Raw genomic sequence first — 18,433 nt, forward strand, 5'->3', positions numbered from 1 at the left:
AGGGACTGGGGGCTAGGGACTAATGAAATCAGCCCCTAGCCCCCAGTCCCTAGCCCCTAGTACTTCATCAAGCTGAAAATGAGGGATGTAGGGCGGGATTAAATCCCGCCCTACATCCCGGATGCGCTCTCAGCATCCATCACTTACAGCTTGATGGAGTACTAGTCCCTTTACACCGCAAAACTCGTCAAGGCGTAACGACCACGCTGTAACTCTGACTGCCGGTGCAGGCGCCCTGCGTCGCCGTGATCGTGAAGTTGTACGTGCCGGGTGCTACCGGGTAGCCGAAGAGCAAACCGGCGGAACTGAACAGCGTCACGCCCGGCGGCAAGCTGCCTGCCGTCACCGCATAGCTGTACGCACCCGCTGGTGACGCCGTGACGTAGTTGTTGTAGAGCGTCCCCACTTTGCCGTTCGGCAAGCTGGCGGGCAGGCTAATTGTCGGACAACCTCCACTGCCGATCATGATCGTGTAAGACTGGCTGCCCGCGCAGCCTCCGAAGCCCGTCGCCGTCACTGTGAACGTAGACGAACCATTCGCGGACGGCGTGCCGGAAATAAGCCCGGTGGCCGCATTGAGGGACAGCCCGGCTGGCAACGTCCCGGTGCTGACGGCAAAGGTGTAATTGCCGCCCGCCGGCGCCGCGCTGAGTTGCTGGCTATAAGCCGTGCCCGTCGTGCCATTCGGCAAGCTGCCCGGCGACAGCACAACGGTCGGGCAGTTGATGATCAGCGTATAGCTTTGCGTCGCATTGCAACCGTTGGCGAGTTGCGCCTTGATGCCGAAGCTGTAAGTGCCGGTCACCAACGGCAAGCCGCTGATGACGCCAGTCGAAGCGTTCAACGTCAACCCGCTCGGCAAATTCCCCTGCGCCAGCGAGAAGGTGTAGCTGCCCGCCGGGGAAACGCTGAGGGGTTGTGAATAGGCCGCGCCCGCTGTGCCCGCGGCAAGTGCCGTCGGCGTGATCGTCACCGTGGGACACACGATGGTCAGCGTGTAATCGCGGAAGCCTGAACAGCCAATAGCCGCTGTCGCCGTCACGCGGAAGTTGAAGCTGCCCAGCGTGGTTGGCGTGCCGCTCAGCACACCCGCGCTCGACAACGTCAGGCCCGGCGGCAACGTCCCGGTGAAGCTGAACGAAAACGGCCCGCCGGTATTCGGGCTGACGCCGATGGTTTGGGTGAAAGGCACATTTGACGCTGCGGTTGGCGGCAACGCCGACAGCGTGTAGGTCGGGCAGCCGGTCGCCGTCAGGAAATACTCGCCCGTCGTGCTCGCCTCGCTGGTGACACGAATGCGGTAGACGCCTGGGGCCAAGCTGCCGACAGCCAGGCTCTCGTTGCGGCCATCAGCCAACGCGACACCACTGGCGAGCAAGACATTCGCCGGGCTGTAAAGCTCAATATGCGGATTGAGCACATTGACGAATTCGCCCGGCCCATCGCTTGGCGTGCTGGTTTCCAGTAGCAACGCCGGTTGCCCCGCGCCCAGCGTGACGCTGTACCAATCGTCGCCAGGGGGCTGCTGAATGAGAGTGCTCTGGCCCGTGCCGACAAAGGCGTTCGGCCCATTGTTGAAGGCCAACAACAGGCGATTCGGCCCCTGCGTGCCAGCGGCCTTGATGCCCACCGTCGCGCTCACACCATTGTCATTCGTGCCGCTGTTACGACCCGTCGCCAGATTCTGGTAGTTGAACTGAATCCGCCCGTCCGCGTACAACTGCGCTTCGTAGGTCAACCCGCCCGCCCGTGGCGAGTCGTTGAAGAACGAAGTGTTGTTCCACTGAATGGTCAGATGCTGATTCGCACCTGATCCGCTCACTTGGAAGTAGACATGCGTGCTGGCGGCCCCCGTCAAAAACTGATCATCCCAGAAGGGCGCGATGCCAGCCAGCGCTGGCGAGGTCGTCAGATCGCCGTTGGTGAAGGTGGTATCAGTGCCGCCGAAGGTCAGCAAGCCGTTGCTGCTGATGCCGACAGTCGTGTTGTTGGCGCCGAAGAAGGGGAAGTTGAAGCCAATGGGAATTGTCGCGGCACCGTCATCTTGCCCATCCAAGGCGGTGACGACCGTACCCGTGCCGCTGATGTTCTCGAACGCGAACGGCACGGCGCTGGCGAGATAGGTCATTTGCGGCGCAATGCCGCCCAGCGCGCCCCGGTTGCCCCCGATGGGTTGCGCGGTGGCGAAAGTATCGTTGGCTTCGGTGTCGAAGGCGGCGTTGCGCGTCACCACCAGGTTGTAAGTCACCGCGCTCGCGGCGCTGGTCACACGGGCATAGTACGTGCCGCCCGCGCCGATGGCGAAGTTGCTGACGACACTGTCCAGGTTGGTGGAACCACCGACGCCTGTGGCGATGGTCGCGCCGCCGGAATTGAGCAGGTCAACATTCGCTGTTGCCGTACCTTGTCCCTTCACCCCCAGCGTGACGACATCGCCAGCGCTCGCCGTAAAGGAGTAGAGGTCGGGGGTCGGATTGGGCGGTGAGAGCAGCGTGCTCTGGCCGGTACCGACGAAGGCGTTCGGCCCATTGTTAAAAGCCAGCAGCAGGCGCATTAACCCCTGATTGCCGGCGGCCTTGATGCCGACCGTCGCACTGGCCCCGTTGTTGCCCGCCGCCGTGCCGGAGACGAGGTCTTGATAGTTCAACTGAATGCGCCCGTCGGCGAAGAGTTGCGCCTCGTAGGTGATCGTGTCGCCTGCCGCCCCGCCGGAGAAGAAGCGCACCTTGTTCCACTGGATGGTCAGGTGTTGGTTCGGCCCGGCGCCGCTGACTTGCGAGAAGACGTTCGAGCCGGCCACCCCGCCTGCCGTGTGCTGGTCATCCCAGAACGGCGCGATGCCAGCCAGTGACGGGGCAGTCGTTAGGTCGGAGTTGGTGAAGGTGCTATCCGTGCCGCCGAAGACCAGCAAGCCGTTGCTGCTGACGGAGACATTGGTGTTGTTCGTGCCGTAGAAGGGGAAGGTGAAGCCAATGGGGATTGAGGTGCTGACATCGTCCACACCCGTCAGCGGGGCGATGACTGTCCCCGTGCCGCTGATGTCCTCGAACGCGAACGACACGGCGGCGGCTGAATAACCGGCGTTGTCCGACACGCCTGTGACCGCGCCGCGCTGGGCGCTGGCCTGGGAGGTGGAGAGCGTAATGAACGAGGCGTTGATGTCCTGCGCAGTGCCGAGCGTGTTGTTGGTCGCGCCGGCCAGCGTACCCTCGGCTTCCTGCGCCGCGTTCAGGATCACTTGTAGTTGGTAATTGCCGGTCGTGTTGCTGGCGCCGCTCACTTTGAAGGTATAGGTGCCGGCAGCCGTGGCGGCGACGGTTTGCAGCAACGCATTCTGCCCCGCCGCGGCGGCGGTGGCGCTGCCGATGACGGTGTTGCTCGGATTGCAGAGCGTGACCGACGGTTGCAGCCCCGCCGAGGTTGCCGTCACCACGAGCGTGAGCGTCTGGTTCGGATCAAGGTTCAGCGTAAAGTTGTCAATGTCGCCGGCAAAGTTGATCGTCCCCGCAATGCTGGGATCGTAGACCAATGAGCCGAGCGGATTCTTCGCCAGCAGCGGCGTCGGGTAAGGCACCGTGCCGATGTCTACGCCATAATTCGCCGTGAACGCCGCGCCCGGATTGCCAAAGGCATCGGTGATGAGGCCCGCCGCAATGCTCGCCGTCAGCGTCCCTTCGACCGTGATGCCCGACAGCGTGAAGCGCGCGGTTGTGTTGCCCGGCAAGACGGTGACGCCGCTGACAGTAGCGCCCGCGATGCCGCTCAGCGCCAGGTCAGAGGTTTGAACGGAGGCCGGATCAACCGGCTCGTTGAAGTTCACGTCGTAGGTGAACGGTCCCGGCAAAGTAAAGACCCCGCCGACTGGTGGCACGGTTGAAGTGACCTGTAGCAGCAGCGCGTCATAACGAAAGACGCCGCTGAAGGCCAGCAACGGACTGTTGTCGGGGTTGCGCAGGACTGCGCCCGCCGCCATCGCCATCGTATGCGGCCCCTGCGTGGAGAACGGCGCGCTCGCAAAATTGAATATCACCTGCGTCGGCGTATTGACGATGAACGTGTTGGCCGGCACACCGTCCACCGTGAAGTCGCTGGCCGCCACACTTGCGACCTGGATCGGGTCGCTGAAATTGACCGTGTAACTCAACGGGATCGTGGGCAAGATCGCGCCGACCGCTGGCACTGTGGTCGTCACCGCCAAACCGATAGGAACTTTCTGGTAATAGACATTGGGGTCTTTGCGCCCCGCGCCGCCCGCCAGATCGTCGCGGTTATCCGACCAGACAACATGGAACGCGCCATTCGTGGCGGCAGCCGTGTTGTAATCACCCATATAGACGCTGTTGATCAAACTGTCGCGTCCGAATTCCGGCAACGACGCCACACTGCTGACCGCAAAGCTAGGCGCGAAGGTGAGCGTCGCGCCGCTGATCGAGGCGACGCGTCCGTAGTATTTGAACAGATTGTTGTTGGCCGCGTCTTCCTGCCGGCTGTAGTAAAAAATGCCGAGCTTCGTGCCGTCCGGCGTCACGGCCAGCGTCGGCTGCCATTGATCGGTGGTGGTCGCGTCGTCGTTGACCTTGACCGGCGCGCTCCAGGTCGCGCCGCCGTCCGTAGACTGCACGACGAACACGTCCGCCTTGTCCGCGCCCGCGCCTTTGTTGTTGTAGGTCACATAGAGATTGCCGTTGATGGGATTGACGGCGGCGTGCGGGAACTCGCTGCTGCGAAAGCCTGAAAAAGAACCGGTGCCCTGACGCAAGCCGGTCAAACCGAGGTCGCCGTTCGTGCCACCGACCAGGCCGGAAGCTACGGTCACAGCCGCGCCGAAGGTCACACCGAAGTCGGTGGACTTGCGGACTTGCAAGCTCGCGCCGGCGAACCAAAACGCATAGACCGCGTGGTCAGGCCCGACGGTGACGTAGGCCCCTTGATTGCCACCGACGATGAGCGTGCCGCCACTGGGGCCGAAGGTGTTGCCGTTATCCGTCGAGCGGTAAAAGAAAATGCCATTGCCAGCGCCAAAGTTGCGGCTCAGCAAGTAAACATTGCCATTCCCCGCGCCGGCGAAGTTGTCCACTGCGATCCACTGTTTGTCCTCGCTCGCCCCACCCGGCGTCCCATTGACCGGTGCGCTCCAGGTCACGCCGTTGTCGTCGGAATGAAACACCTGAATCGTGGGGACGCTGAAACCTAGGGTCGAGAAATAAATGCGCCCGGTCGTTTCGTTGCGCGCCAGCACGGGGTCGCCCGCATCGCCGCCCGCATTGGTCGGCAATTGGCCGCCGTCGGTGAAGGTGTTGCCGCCATCACTCGAAAATGAATAACCGGTGAACTTGTTGGTGCCGCCCGCATTGGAACCTGAGTCGTTAAAGCCGATGACGACATTGTTGCCGAAGGCCACGACCGAGGTTTCGCTCTTGGTGAAGAGGGACGTGCCGGTGGCGCCAGTGTTGTTATTGGCCAAGCCGTCGTAGGGCACGACGGTACGCACCGGGCCTTTTTGCGACGGGAACTCGCCGTTCTTCTCGCGGGTAAGAAACACCGAGTAGTCAAAGGGGCCGTAAAGTTGCTCGGAGAGGTAAGGCCCCTCCATATTCAATTTTTCATCCGCATCTTCGACCGGCACGGCAGGGGTTCTGGGCGCGGTCGGAGCGTAACGTGTTGGCGCGCTGCTCAAGGCTGCGCGCATCTTGCCTGTTTGTTTCCGCGCTGGCTTGGCATAAGCCTGCCCTTTGTGCGCCGAAATGATCCGCCCGCCCAGCAACGCCAGGAGAGCCAGTGACAAAACCGCCAGTACGAGGCGGCTGCGCGAAAACGAAGTGATAGTGCGGGTGGTGTGTTTCATTTTTTTCCTTCGGTTAACTGCTTCAAAAAGATGGCAATGACCACAGAAACTGCGCTACCACAACCAGCGGCGCACTTTCTTTACTTGTTAATCAGGTTGACCAGCGTTGGCCGCTCAACCGGCAGCGGCTTCCGCAATACGCTAGGGGCAGCGTTGCGACGCCGGGAGCTTTCACGCGGCGGTCATATCAGCTTGCGGCAACCCAAAGTTCGGCTGCTGAATTCTCTTTCGGCAATCCTTGCGCATCACAGGTATGCCAGAAACGCTGCGCTACGCTGATCAGGGGTGTTGACGCTAGAACTGCAAGTCAGCAGTTCAGCGTGACGTTGGCGCGGTGGTGACGCGCGTCGCCTTAAACGTTCCGGTTCTGGACGGTACTACTTGCGGGTCTTGCGGATCTTGTTCGGGTGCAAAGAGGGCAACCTCACCTGAGAGGGAGTTTTCAGTGTCGAATTTGCCCTTGCAGATCAAGGTGCCTGCCAGGCGTCCCACGTTGCCAATCGGAAACTCAACAGGGCCTGAGATCGTCACGCGTTGCTCGGCGCTTTGGGACCACTTTGCCGTCGTGGGTTTGGCGGCTTCCGCCCAGTTTGAGGCCGGGCCTTCCAGCAGCAGGGAACCTTTGCCGGACGCTTCAGCCTCGAAACGCAACGTGCGCGAGAACTGGTTTGCGAAAGTGATCTCCACTTTCCACCGTCCCACCAGTTCCGCTGACTGCGGGCGCCGCGCCGCAGTTGAACAATGGTGCACAGCAAAGAGGAAGATCAGCGTTAGCGCGATTCTCACGGTCAAACTTTCTTTGACTTTGACCACCGGACGCCCGCGGAAGCCCAAGTCAATCGCAGTTAGAAATTTGGTTAAGAGTGAAGTTTCTTCAGGAATGCAGCCTAGGCCTCAGTCCGTTTTTAGTCAATGGAAACGGAAATTGATATTACAGAAAATGAGATGGTGAAATTCATTTTTGAATGTTGTTTCAAGGCAAGCACCCGCCCGTAGCGCGCCGGTCTTCTAAAAACTGAACCGCAGATTGAATTCGAACTGCCGCGCCGTGCTCGCGCTGTTCGCCCGGCCAAAGAAGGGCGACGTCAGCACGCCGCTGTATTGGCCGAAGTTGACGTGATTGAACAGATTGGTGATTTGCGCGCCCAGGGTAATGTTGAACCGCGCCGCTTCGGCATTGGCTGCTTTGCCGACGCCTGCTTTGCCGGTTTTGGCGAGTCCGCCTTTGTTCACGCCGCTGCCGGCGTTGTCGCCGCCTTTCATTTCCACCTTGCGATTCGGCGCGGCGCCCTTTGCGCCCGCTTTCGTCGCCACCGCACGCTGGCCGAAGCCGATGGTTTTGTTGACGCTGAGATTGGCGGCGAAATAACCCGGCCCTGCGGCGCGGATGCCTTGCGGGAAGTTGGTCGTCAAGAAATCGCGCAGGTTGATCTGCTGGCCGCCCGTCTTGCAATCCACGATGCAACGCGCCGCCAACGCTTCGGGTAAGCTGGCGTAGAGGCTGGCGGGCACATCGGCATTGCGTCCGACGCCGGGCAAGCGGTCGGTCAAACGCGCGTCGTTGTTTTCATCGCGGCCCGTCGTGATGTTGAACGGCAAGCCGGAATACACGGTCACGAAGGGCGCGACACGCCAATTCCACGGCAAGCGCCAGTTGCCGCCGACATACAAATAATGCCGCCGGTCGGTCAACGCGCGGCCCCACTCGGCGCGCAAATCAGCGCCATTCGCCGGGAACGACACCGGCCCATCAGCATCGCTTTGCGCCCACGAGAGCGCGTAGCTGCCGAACGCCGTGAAGTTCGCGCCCAAGCGGCGATCAATTCGAAATTGAAAGCCGTGGTACAGCGACGAGGCCGACGATTCGAGCTGAAACAGATTGCCTTGCGTCGGGTCAGGCCGGTCGTTCGTGCCACTGCGCGGCGCGTTGATATTGCGGACGCGGAATTGGTGCAGGCCGCGCGCAAAGTTATACGTCAACGAAGTCACCAGCCCGCGCGTAATCTGCCGCTCGACGCTGGCCGTCAGATTGATGAGCGACGGCGCTTGTAAATCGGGCGCGAGCACCCAGCGCACCGAATTGCCCTGCGTAATAACCGGCGCGCCGCCCGCGAACGGATCGGGAAAGAGCGGATTGCGAATGACGAGGCTGCGTTGATTCGCGCCGTTGTAGCGCAGCGTGTTGCTAAAGACGCCGCCTGTCAGCCGCGTATAAAAAATGCCGCCGCCCGCGCGCACCGTCAGCTTGCGGCCTTTGGCGGGTGACCAAGCCAACCCGAAGCGCGGCGCGAAATTCAGCTTGTCCTGCAAGCGCGTCTGGAATTCGTGCCGCAGCCCGAATGAAAGCGTCAGTCGCTGGCTCACCCGAAAATCATCCTGCGCGAACCACGAGCCTTCAAAGATGTCATAGCGCAAATACGGATCGCCCAGATTGCGCGTGAATTGCGTCGCGGGCACCGTGGGGTCGGCCAGCGCGCGCCGGTATTGATCCAGACTGGAAAAGGTGTACGTGCCGTTGAAATTGCTGGCGCTGAAATCGCGCTGGTTGTTGTAACTGGCTTGCACGACACCGCGCAGCGTGTGGCGTTTCAAACTGTAGGTCAGGTAATCCTGATATTCAGCGTCAAAGGCGCGCGTGTTGCTCGGACAGCAGGCCGCCCCGCCACCATAAAACGCATCGAGCACATTGACTGCATACCCCGTCGTGTTGGCGCGCGCGTGGCGCTGGTCGTATTGCAACCGCAGGCGCGCCTCGTGAATGAGTTTGGAATTGATCAGCCAGACTTCGCCCAGTTGCAATGAGTGATTCAGGTCGTCAGAACTCGACGCGCGTTCGGGCAGCGTGTAATTGCTGACGCCGCCGCTGGCCGCACGCGCGGCAAATTCGCGGTTCGTGTTTTTGCCCGACGAACGCGAGTACACCAGATTGAACGTGTTGTTTTTGCTCAGCAGGTAATCAGCGCGCAGGCTGAAACTGCGGCTCTCGTTGGGCGTCGGCACGTTGGTGACGAACGGCCCGCTCAGGATTTCGGCGCGCACGACTCCACTGCCTGCCAAACGCCGTTGGTCGGCGTTGGCAAAAAACGAGAGCCGTTTGCGAATGAGCGGCCCGCTCAGGTTGAACGAATAGCGCCGCTGATCGAGTTCGGGTTTGGTCTCGGCGAAGGCGTTGCGCGCATCGAGCGCCGCATTGCGAAAGCTGACGCCGCCACCGCCGTGCCATTGATTGTTGCCGGGTTTGGTGATGATCTCGACGCGGCCCGCGCCGGGGCGTTCGTATTCGGCGGCAAAGGGATTTTGATTGATGCGAATTTGCAGGATGGCTTCTTTGGGCGGCAGGCTGCCGCCGCGAAAGCCGTTGATGTAAATCTGCCCGCCGCCTTGCGCGCCTGCCGCCGGGCCAGCCAGCAGCAACAGGTATTCGCGCAAGTCTTCTTCGTTGTCGGGCAGCGTCTCGATGAAGTCCTCACCCAGGATGGTCGCGTCCATGTTCTGATCCGGCTCGACCGACACGCCGTTTTCAGCGGCGTTGACTTCGGTTTCGCTGGCGACGGCGGCAACTGTGAGCACGACTTTGAGCACAGGCTGGCTGTGTGGCACGCGCAACGCAGGCAGGTTGTAGAGCTGAAACCCTGCGGCTTCGACATTCAACGCGTAAGTTGCTGGGGCAGGCTTCTCGAAACTGAATTCGCCATTGGCATTGGCGACCACCGTCAACACACGCCCGTCAACGCCGGTCAACGCGACGCGCGCACCGGGAATAACGCCGCCCTGTTCATCTACGACCTGCCCGCGCAAGGTGAGTGGCGTTTGCGCTGACAGGCTGACACAACTCACCAGCAACGCCAGCCACAGGCGTAAGGCCGTGAGGAGGAATTCGTTCCCTGTCGTTTTCATGCTGCGAAGCATAATGCTGATGTTCATTCTGAGATTTAGATCGGTTTTCACTTCGGTGTAGGGTAAAAGCCGCGCAACGGGACAGTACCGCGCGCGTCAGCAAGCGGCGCGTCAAGTCTGGCGGACTGGAGTAGTGGCGCAGTCTCCGCTTGCTGACGCGCGCGGTACTGTCCCGGCGTTACGCGCCCTTACCGTACACACAGACCTAGTACTCCATCAAGCTGAAAATGAGGGATGTAGGGCGGGATTTAATCCCGCCCTACATCCCGGATGCGCTCTCAGCATCCATCACTTACAGCTTGATGGAGTACTAGGACATGCGCCAGCAGCTGCCGGTTTCGCGAAAAACCGGCGCGGGCGAATTGCCAGCCCGCCTGCTTTCGGCAGACAATGCCGCCGTCAATTCATTTCGAGGAGCGATTCAACATGACCAAGCAAATTTTCAAGCGCCTTGCCTTCCCTCTCATCGGCAGTCTGTTGTTGTTGGCCGCCACGACGTCGAGTGCGCCGCAACAAGACCCGACGTATCGGCTGATGACGCTCGAACGCCGCGTAGACCAGTTGCAACAGCGCCTGGATTACGTCGAACGCAACCAACAGAATCAATCGCTCAATGTGGACAACGGGCGCAATTATAACAACGAATTGTTGCGCGAACTCCAGCGCCAGCAGCTCTCGTTGGCGCAACAAAGCGTCGAGTTGCAACAGCGCATGCTCGAACTGCAAAAACGCATTGATAGCCTGAACGAAAGCCTGAACGAACAAATCAAGAAACCGGAGCAAGCGCCCGCACCTGCCAAACCCGCCGAGAGCGCCAAGCCGAAACCTACGCCGCGCAAACCATAATCTGGGTATGCACCGCTGCCAGCGTGCGGGCTTGGCTACTATTACAATCGAATCCATTGCGTCTCTCAATTAGCCTGCACGCTGGCAGCAGTGCGTACCCAGGGCTGGACTCAACCATTCACAACGCGTTCAAACAGCCGTTGCGCCGCCGTGCGAAAGACTGCTGGCAGTGTCAGCAAACTCAACACCAGATAGGCCTCGCGCGCGAAATCGAAAAAGTACCCCGGATGCACCAGCACATCGTCTTCGGCCAACAAACGCAAGATCAACTCTTCCTCTGAAACGTGACGCGGCACTTCCAGCGTCGCGTACCAGCCGCCTTCGACCGTAAGCAAGCGGCAAGCTGAGCCTGCGACCAGAGCGGCCAGCCATTCCAAATTGGCCGCTGTGCGCGCCGCAATCTGCTGCTGCAAGCCTGAGCGCAACTGCAACCATTGCGCCGCCGCATGTTGCACAGGCGCGCCGACCGAAAGAAAGGTGTCGGCGATCAATTCCAACCGCTCTTCGGCTTCGCGTCTTAACTCCGCCGAGCCATTCGTCACGATCCAGCCGAGTTTCATTTGAGGCAGGGCGAGGATTTTGGAAAAGCCGCTCAAGACAAAAGTCAGCGCCGCATCGTTCTCAACCAGCGAATGTTGTAGCGCAGCCGCCGATACGGTACCGGGAGCGGTAGCGACTGGGTGTCTCGCCGTTAGAGTTTGCGCTGGAACCCGGTCGCTACCGCTCCCGGTACTGTATCCGCCCCCCAAGGCATAATCGCCAAAGACCTCATCCACGATGAGCGCCAATTCGTGTTGCTGGCAAAACCGGTTCAGTTCGCCGGCCTCCTCCGCTTTGACGAACGAGCCGGTCGGGTTGTTGGGATTGACCAGCAGCACCGCGCGCGTCTGGGGCGTCAGCGCGCTTTGCAACGAGTCGAAATCAATCGCCCACCCTCGTGGATGCTGATACTCCAGGCTGTAAGGCCGCAGTTCGACGCCTTCGAGCGCCGCCAGAAAATCAAAGAGCGGATAGCTCGGTTGCGGCACCAACACATTCTCGCCCTGATCGCAAAGCAGCTTGAACAAATAGCCGTAGGCCTCGCTCGTGCTGGCGGTCAGACAGATGTGCGCGGAGTCAACGCGTAGGCCGCGCGCGGCGTAATAGGCCGCGACGGCTTCGCGCGCGGGTAACAAGCCACGCGGCGCAGGCTCATAAAGCATTACTCCGGGTTGCGCCAGTGCGTTGAGAATTTCCGGCTGCGGATAGATCAGCCCCGCGCGCGTCGGATTCGCTTCGGTCAAATCCAGGATGGGCGCACCGGCACGGCGCTTCGTCTCAATCAACCGGGCCAGTTGATTGGTCTCTAAATTCCATTTGAAGCGATTTGAGAACATCTCCAATTAGGTTCCCCCACGAAGGCACACAAAGGGGACACGAAGTTGTTTAACAATACTTCGTGCCCCCTTCGTGTCACTTCGTGGATTGATGAATCAGCCTTACTTGCCCGCCGCTTTCGCAAAATCACCGGCTTTGAAGATGGTGATTTTGTTCAGGTCGAGATGCTTGCGCAACGCTACGACAACTTGGTCGGGCGTGAGCGCGTCCACTCTCTTTTCAAAATCCCCTTCCCACGTCAGCGTCTTGCCGAGGAAGGTGACGTTGTTCAAACGAGCGGTCAGTTCATTGTCCTGCGCGCGGCTGACTTGGCGCGATTGCAACCAGCCTTTCTTGGCGGCAGCGACTTCCTCCGCCGTGAAGCCGTCTTTCAACGCCTTAGCAATCTCTTCTTTGAACGCCGCTTCGAGCTTGGCCGCATTCTGTGGCGCATAGATGGCGAAGGTCACGAACATCCCGTTGTTGCCAACGACGCCGGGTTGCAATTGAGAGCCGACGCCGTAACTCAAACCGTCTTTGCCGCGAATGCGCGCGGCCAGACGCGAGTTCAGAAAACCGCCGCCGAGCATGTAATTGCCCAACGTCAACGCCGGGTAATCGGGATCGTCATAGCGCAACTTTAAGTTCTGCCCGGCGACGAAAAAGGCGTTGGCTTTGTCGGGCGTTTCGAGCGCTTGATTGACCGGCGCGACATCTTTGAACGGTTCGGGAATCAGCGTGTAGGGCTGCTTCCCTTTCCAATTGCCCAGCAGTTCGTTGACCAGCTTGGTGACTTCTTTGTCATCAAAATCGCCTACGACGGCGACTTCGCCGCTCTGCGCGCCGTAAAAGTCGGCGTAAAACTTCTTGACCTGATCGAGCGTCACCGCTTTCAGATCGGCAATGGACTCATCAGGCGTCGAGACGTATTTGACGTGGCCTTTGGGATAAGGGCGCAGGTGGCGTTGGAACAGCGTCCCCGCAATCGCGGTCGGCTCGCTCTTTTGCTGTTCGATGCCGGCGATCTGCTCTTGCCGCAACTGCTCGAATTCGCTCGCCGGGAAGTTCGGCTCGCGCAAGGCTTCGGTTACCAGGCGCAGGACGGCGGGTAAGTTCTCGCGCACCGTTTCGATGGAAACGGTTGCGCTTTCGGGCGTGCCGCTGATGCCGACTTTGGCTTTGAGCTTGTCGAATTCATCCTGGAATTGCTGGCGCGTATGCTTGGCGGTACCGCGCAACAGCATGTCGGGAACCAGCGAACCAGCAGTGTCGCGGTTCATCAGGCTCTGTTCGTCGCCCATACGAAAGTTGAGCAGCGCAGTGACGGTGCCACCACGGGTCTTTTTCGGCACAAGCGTAAGTTTCAAGCCCCCTGCCGCAGCACGCACGGCGCGCGCTTCGACGTTGGCGGGCGACGGGTCGAAAGCCTCGCCTTCGGCCACCTTGGCGTCGCCTTTGTAGTCTTTGACCAGCGCCAATACATCAGGATTTGCCGGGATTTCAGCACGGTCGGGTTTGGCGGTCGGGATGAATAGACCGAGCGTGCGATTGGATGATTTCAGGTATTGCACGGCGGCGCGCTGCACCTCTTCCGCTGTGATCCTGCGCAAACGGTCGCGATTGATAAACAGCATCCGCCAATCGCCGACGCCCAGCCATTCGCTGATTTCGAGGCCGACTTCTTCCGAAGAGTTCAGCCGCAATTCGATGTTTTTGAGCAACTGGCCGCGCGCGCGCTCGACCTCTTCTTTGGTCACGGGCGTCTTGGCGAGGTCTTCGGCGACTTGCAGCAAACCGTCTTTCGCCGCGTCGAGCGACGCTTCTTTCAACACTTGCGCGCCGACGATCAGCAAACTGGATTCGCCGAAGATGTAGGGAAAGTTGAAAACGCCACTCGCCTTCTTGGTTTCGACCAACGCCTTGTGCAAGCGGCCCGAAGGCGTGTCAGCCAGGATTTGCATCAGGATGCTGGCGGCGACCGCGTCAGGGTGTGAACCGCCGGGGATGCGATAGGCCGCGCCAACCAATTGCGTATCGCCCACGCGGCGCACCGTCACGGCGCGTTCGCCATCCTGCACCGGCTCCACGGTGTAGAGCGTTCGCAACTTGCGCGCGGGTTTGGGAATGGGCGCGAAGTATTGGTTGATGAGTTCGAGCGTCTTGGCTTCGTCAAATTTGCCCGCGACCAGCAGCACGGCGTTGTCGGGCTGATAGAAGTTTTTGTAAAACGCCTGCAAACGATCAATCGGCACGTTCTCGATGTCAGCGCGCGCGCCGATGGTGCTCTTGCCGTAGTTGTGCCAGAGATACGCCGTGCTGAACATACGTTCGATGGTGATGCTGCCGGGATCGTTCTCGCCCATCTCGTACTCGTTGCGCACGACCGTCATCTCGCTATCAAGGTCTTTCTTGGCGATATAGGAATTGACCATGCGGTCGGCCTCGAGATCGAGCGCCCATTTCAGGTTCTCGTCCGTCGCCTGAAAGGTTTCGTAATAGTTCGTGCGGTCGTACCAGGTCGAGCCGTTGGGCCGCGTGCCGTGTTCGGTCAATTCATCAGGGATTTTGGGATGTTTCGGTGTGCCCTTGAAAACCATGTGTTCGAGTAAGTGCGCCATCCCCGTTTCGCCATAGTTCTCGTGCTTCGAGCCGACCAGATAGGTCACGTTGACCACAATCGTCTGCTTGGATTGATCGGGAAAGAGCAGCACACGCAAGCCGTTGGGCAGGCGGTATTCGGTGATGCCTTCGACCGAGGCGCCGCGCTCAAAGCCTTTGGGCAGCGCGGTCTGTGCCGAGGCGGCAAAGGTCAAAATAACGAGCCAACACGCCGCCGCCAGCGTGTTGCTCAAGTTACGAAAGTTCATTACACCTCCAAGGATATTTGCTTGCTTTCCGACAGTGCAGGAGAGGTAGTCAGCGTTTGCCTGTCGCAACCGGCAATACGCCCGCACTCTAGGAGAGGTTCAGGCGAATGTCCAGCCGCCTGCAACGCGCGCTGACCATGCATCAAAAGGGCGGGGTGCCGTCAGGTTTTGCAGTTCCGGAGGCAGCATTTCAGTGCGACCACCAATTCCTCAAAAATAATTTGAATGGCCCTAAAGTATTAATACATCAGTGCCGATACAGTGCACGAGAGTGGCTAAACACCTCAACCCACGACTTGATAAAAGAACCTGTAGAGATGCATCCCTTTCACTCGCCGCCTGCCAATCCGGTTGATTTGAGGAGTGCATGCAAGGCCGCCTCTCTTATCAACCAGGAAAATAAAAAATGCTCCAGCGAGTCGTGCGGTTAGCCCTACAAGCATCTCTACTCACCTTCTGTCTATTCTTGCTCCTCCCAGTCTTTCAATCTTCCTCCACCGCACAAGAAAGCCGTTCTGAACAAGCCGTTTGGGGCAGTCGCGGGCGCACGGCAATTCGTCAACACGGGCGTCGTCTGTCCGCACTTGCGGCGCGTTACAAGCTTTCGCTTGAGAGTTTGACCCAAGCGCTACAACGCGACCCGAACTTGTGGATTGATCGCGAAGAGCGTTTGGTTTACCTGGATGAATATGTGCCGGAAGATTTGTCGGCCACCAAAACGGCAGCGGCGGCCTTGTCCTACGCACAAACTTTTAAGCTGCACAGCCTGCCGGGCGCAACCAAAGTGATCTATCTGGATTTTGACGGTCAAACGACCGGCAGTACGGCCTGGAACAGTACCTATACGGCTGGGAACGCCATTACTTCGCTTCCCTACGAAGCCGATAATCCAGCCACAACCGGCACCTTTAGCAATAACGAACTCAATCACATCCAGGCTATCTGGCAACGCGTCGCGGAAGATTACGCCCCCTTTGACGTGGATATAACCACCGAGGACCCGGGCATCGAAGCCTTGCGCAATACCGGCGGCGGCGACCAAAACTGGGGCATCCGCGTTGTCGTTTCACCCACCAACTGGTTTAACACCGGCGCCGGGGGCGTGGCGTATGTGGGTTCATTTAGCTGGAACAGCGATACACCCTGCTGGGTGTTTACGGAACAATTAGGTCACGGCGATGAAAAGGCTGTCGCGGAAGCGATTTCTCATGAAGTAGGTCATACGCTGGGGTTGCTGCACGACGGCAAGACTGATGGCACGGCCTATTACGCCGGCCACGGTGCCGAGCCGTTGGGTTGGGCACCGATTATGGGTGTGAGCTATTACCGCAGCATCACGCAATGGAGCAAAGGCGAATATGCGCTCGCCAACCAGTTGCAGGACGACCTGGCGGTGATGACCAGCGGTTACGGCATCAACTACCGCGCAGACGATTACGGCGACACACCGGCCACGGCTTCCCCGCTGACCGTCGCCAATAGTAACCAGGTCAGCGGCCAGGGCATCATCGAACGCACCACCGACAAGGATTGCTTTTCGTTCACGACTGAAGCGGGACAGATCAGCTTGAATGTTACCGGCGGCCCGCGCGGCCCCAATCTGGACATCAAAGCCGACTTGGTGAATGCCAGTGGCGCCGTGCTTACCAGCAGCAATCCAGCGGGGCTTGAGGCCAGCCTCACGACGACCGTAGCGGCAGGCACTTACTATTTATTGATTGATGGCGTCGGCACAGATGACCTGACGACGGGGTATTCCGATTATGGCAGTCTGGGTGAATACAACATCAGCGGCACGATTGTGGTCACCAATCCGCTCGCGCCAGTGGCGGCGGCCACGGCCAATTTCACTGCCGGACTGGCTCCGCTGACGGTGAATTTTTCGAGCGCAGGCTCGTCGGATTCCAACGGCAACATCGTCAGTTACGCTTGGAACTTCGGCAACGGCACAAGCTCGACGCAGGCCAATGACAGCACGGTGTACGTCAACCCAGGCGTCTACACTGCCGTGTTGACCGTCACCGACAATGACGGGCTGACAGACACGGCGAGCGTCGTGATTACTGTGACAGCCCTGCCGAGTGCGCCGAGCAGCCTGACCGCCACGGCTGTCTCCAATTCACAGATCAATCTCACCTGGGTTGATAACGCGAACAACGAAACGGGTTTCCAACTCGAACGTTCAACCGACAATACAACCTGGGCGGCGCTGGGCAGTGTGGCCGCCAATATCCAGGCTTATTCGGATACCGGGCTGAGCGCGAGCACAACGTATTACTATCGCGCGCGCGCTTTTAACGGCAGCGGCAATTCGGCGTATTCTAACGCGGTGAACGCCACAACGACGGCTGTTCCCACCTATACCGATTACCTCGCGGCTGGTGACATGGCAGTGACGGGGACGCTCACCAGCAATTATGCCAATACGATGAGCGACAATGGCGCGACCGAGGCGATTACCGAGGTGCTCTCAACCGGTACCACGACAACGCGGTATAGCTATCTCGAACATAAGTGGCGTTTCAATATCACGGCGGGTTACGGCACGGTCTTTTATGTGAATGCCTGGCAAACAGCCTCGACGGATGGCGATAACTTCCAGTTTGCTTATTCGACGAACAACAGCACCTTCACGCCGATGTTGACGGTCAGCGCGACGACGGATAGCGCGTCTCAATCCTTTGCCTTGCCGGTCAACCTGACGGGCGCGGTTTACATTCGCGTCATTGATACGAATCGCGGCGGCGGCAAAGTCGCCCTCGATAAAATCATGGTGGATCACATGTACATCCGCGTTGAAACCAAGGCGCCTCCCATACCGAACGCGCCAACCAATCTCGCGGCAACCGCTGTTTCACCCACCCAAATCAATTTGAGTTGGACTGACGCCGCCAGCAATGAAACCGGTTTCCAGGTCGAACGCTCACTCGACGGCTCCACCTGGGCCGCGCTGGCAACGACTGCCGCCAATGTCACGACCGCCAGCAGCACCGGCTTAATCAACAATACGACCTATTATTATCGCGTCAGAGCACTCAATCTGGGTGGCAATTCGGCCTATTCCAATATTGCCAATGCCAAAACCCTCACGACGCCCAAGATGCACATCGGCAATATTGACGCCACAGCCACGCGCCTGACGAATGGCAGTTGGAATGCGACGCTGACAATCACGCCGCACAAGGCAGATGAAACGGCATTGACGAGTGTCGTGATCAGCGGTACTTGGAGCAGCGGGGCAGCAGGGACTTACAGTTGTACGACCAACTCCACCGGGCGTTGCACGATCACGACCAATAACATTGCGAGCGCTTCAACTAGCGCCACCTTTACGATTAGTTCAATGACCTTGTCCGGTTATCTATACTCAGCGGTAAACAATCACGATCCCGATGGCTCCAGCAATGGCACCGCCATTGTGGTCAGAAAACCGTAACGTATCGGCAACTCAGTTGGCAAAAAAGCCGGTGCGGGTAATCAAGGTAGCTCCACAAACAACCGTGAAATGAATGGATTTGAGCCTGAAATAGTCCGGGGTCTGGGGCACAACCTGGGTGATGAATCCAGAAACGATCACACCCCTCGCCCCGGAGCAGGCATTTTGTCCTAACACTGACTGTCC

General features: G+C 59.4%; 7 protein-coding genes. 2 read left to right on the forward strand and 5 right to left on the reverse strand.

What is annotated here, in order from left to right:
• Positions 1 to 187 precede the first annotated feature (187 nt).
• The 3 genes from HY011_27150 to HY011_27160 all read right to left on the reverse strand — a co-directional run bounded on the left by HY011_27150 (position 188) and on the right by HY011_27160 (position 9,754).
• Positions 188 to 5,845, reverse strand: a complete 5,658-nt coding sequence (locus HY011_27150) for a putative Ig domain-containing protein (GenBank protein MBI3426622.1) — start codon at positions 5,843 to 5,845, stop codon at positions 188 to 190.
• 315 nt (positions 5,846 to 6,160) lie between these two features.
• Positions 6,161 to 6,637: a hypothetical protein gene (locus HY011_27155; GenBank protein MBI3426623.1), complete on the reverse strand. Its 477-nt coding sequence runs from the start codon at positions 6,635 to 6,637 to the stop codon at positions 6,161 to 6,163.
• 216 nt (positions 6,638 to 6,853) lie between these two features.
• Positions 6,854 to 9,754, reverse strand: coding sequence for a carboxypeptidase regulatory-like domain-containing protein (locus tag HY011_27160; GenBank protein ID MBI3426624.1), 2,901 nt, complete (start codon positions 9,752 to 9,754; stop codon positions 6,854 to 6,856).
• Between the two features lie 414 nt (positions 9,755 to 10,168).
• Between HY011_27160 and HY011_27165 the strand changes: the two genes are divergently transcribed.
• Positions 10,169 to 10,588: a hypothetical protein gene (locus HY011_27165; protein MBI3426625.1), complete on the forward strand. Its 420-nt coding sequence runs from the start codon at positions 10,169 to 10,171 to the stop codon at positions 10,586 to 10,588.
• A 110-nt stretch (positions 10,589 to 10,698) separates the two neighbouring features.
• On the opposite strand, the gene HY011_27170 is transcribed toward HY011_27165, so the two are convergent.
• On the reverse strand, positions 10,699 to 11,964 hold the full coding sequence (locus HY011_27170) for a pyridoxal phosphate-dependent aminotransferase (protein ID MBI3426626.1): 1,266 nt from the start codon (positions 11,962 to 11,964) through the stop codon (positions 10,699 to 10,701).
• Between the two features lie 102 nt (positions 11,965 to 12,066).
• Positions 12,067 to 14,811 (reverse strand): insulinase family protein, encoded by a 2,745-nt coding sequence (locus HY011_27175; protein MBI3426627.1) that lies wholly within the window; start codon positions 14,809 to 14,811, stop codon positions 12,067 to 12,069.
• A 616-nt stretch (positions 14,812 to 15,427) separates the two neighbouring features.
• On the opposite strand from HY011_27175, the gene HY011_27180 reads away from it, so the two are divergent.
• Entirely contained in the window at positions 15,428 to 18,247 is a 2,820-nt protein-coding gene (locus HY011_27180) for a fibronectin type III domain-containing protein (protein ID MBI3426628.1), read from the forward strand.
• Positions 18,248 to 18,433: the final 186 nt, after the last annotated feature.

Source organism: Acidobacteriota bacterium (assembly GCA_016196035.1).
Classification (GTDB): Bacteria; Acidobacteriota; Blastocatellia; order RBC074; family RBC074; genus JACPYM01.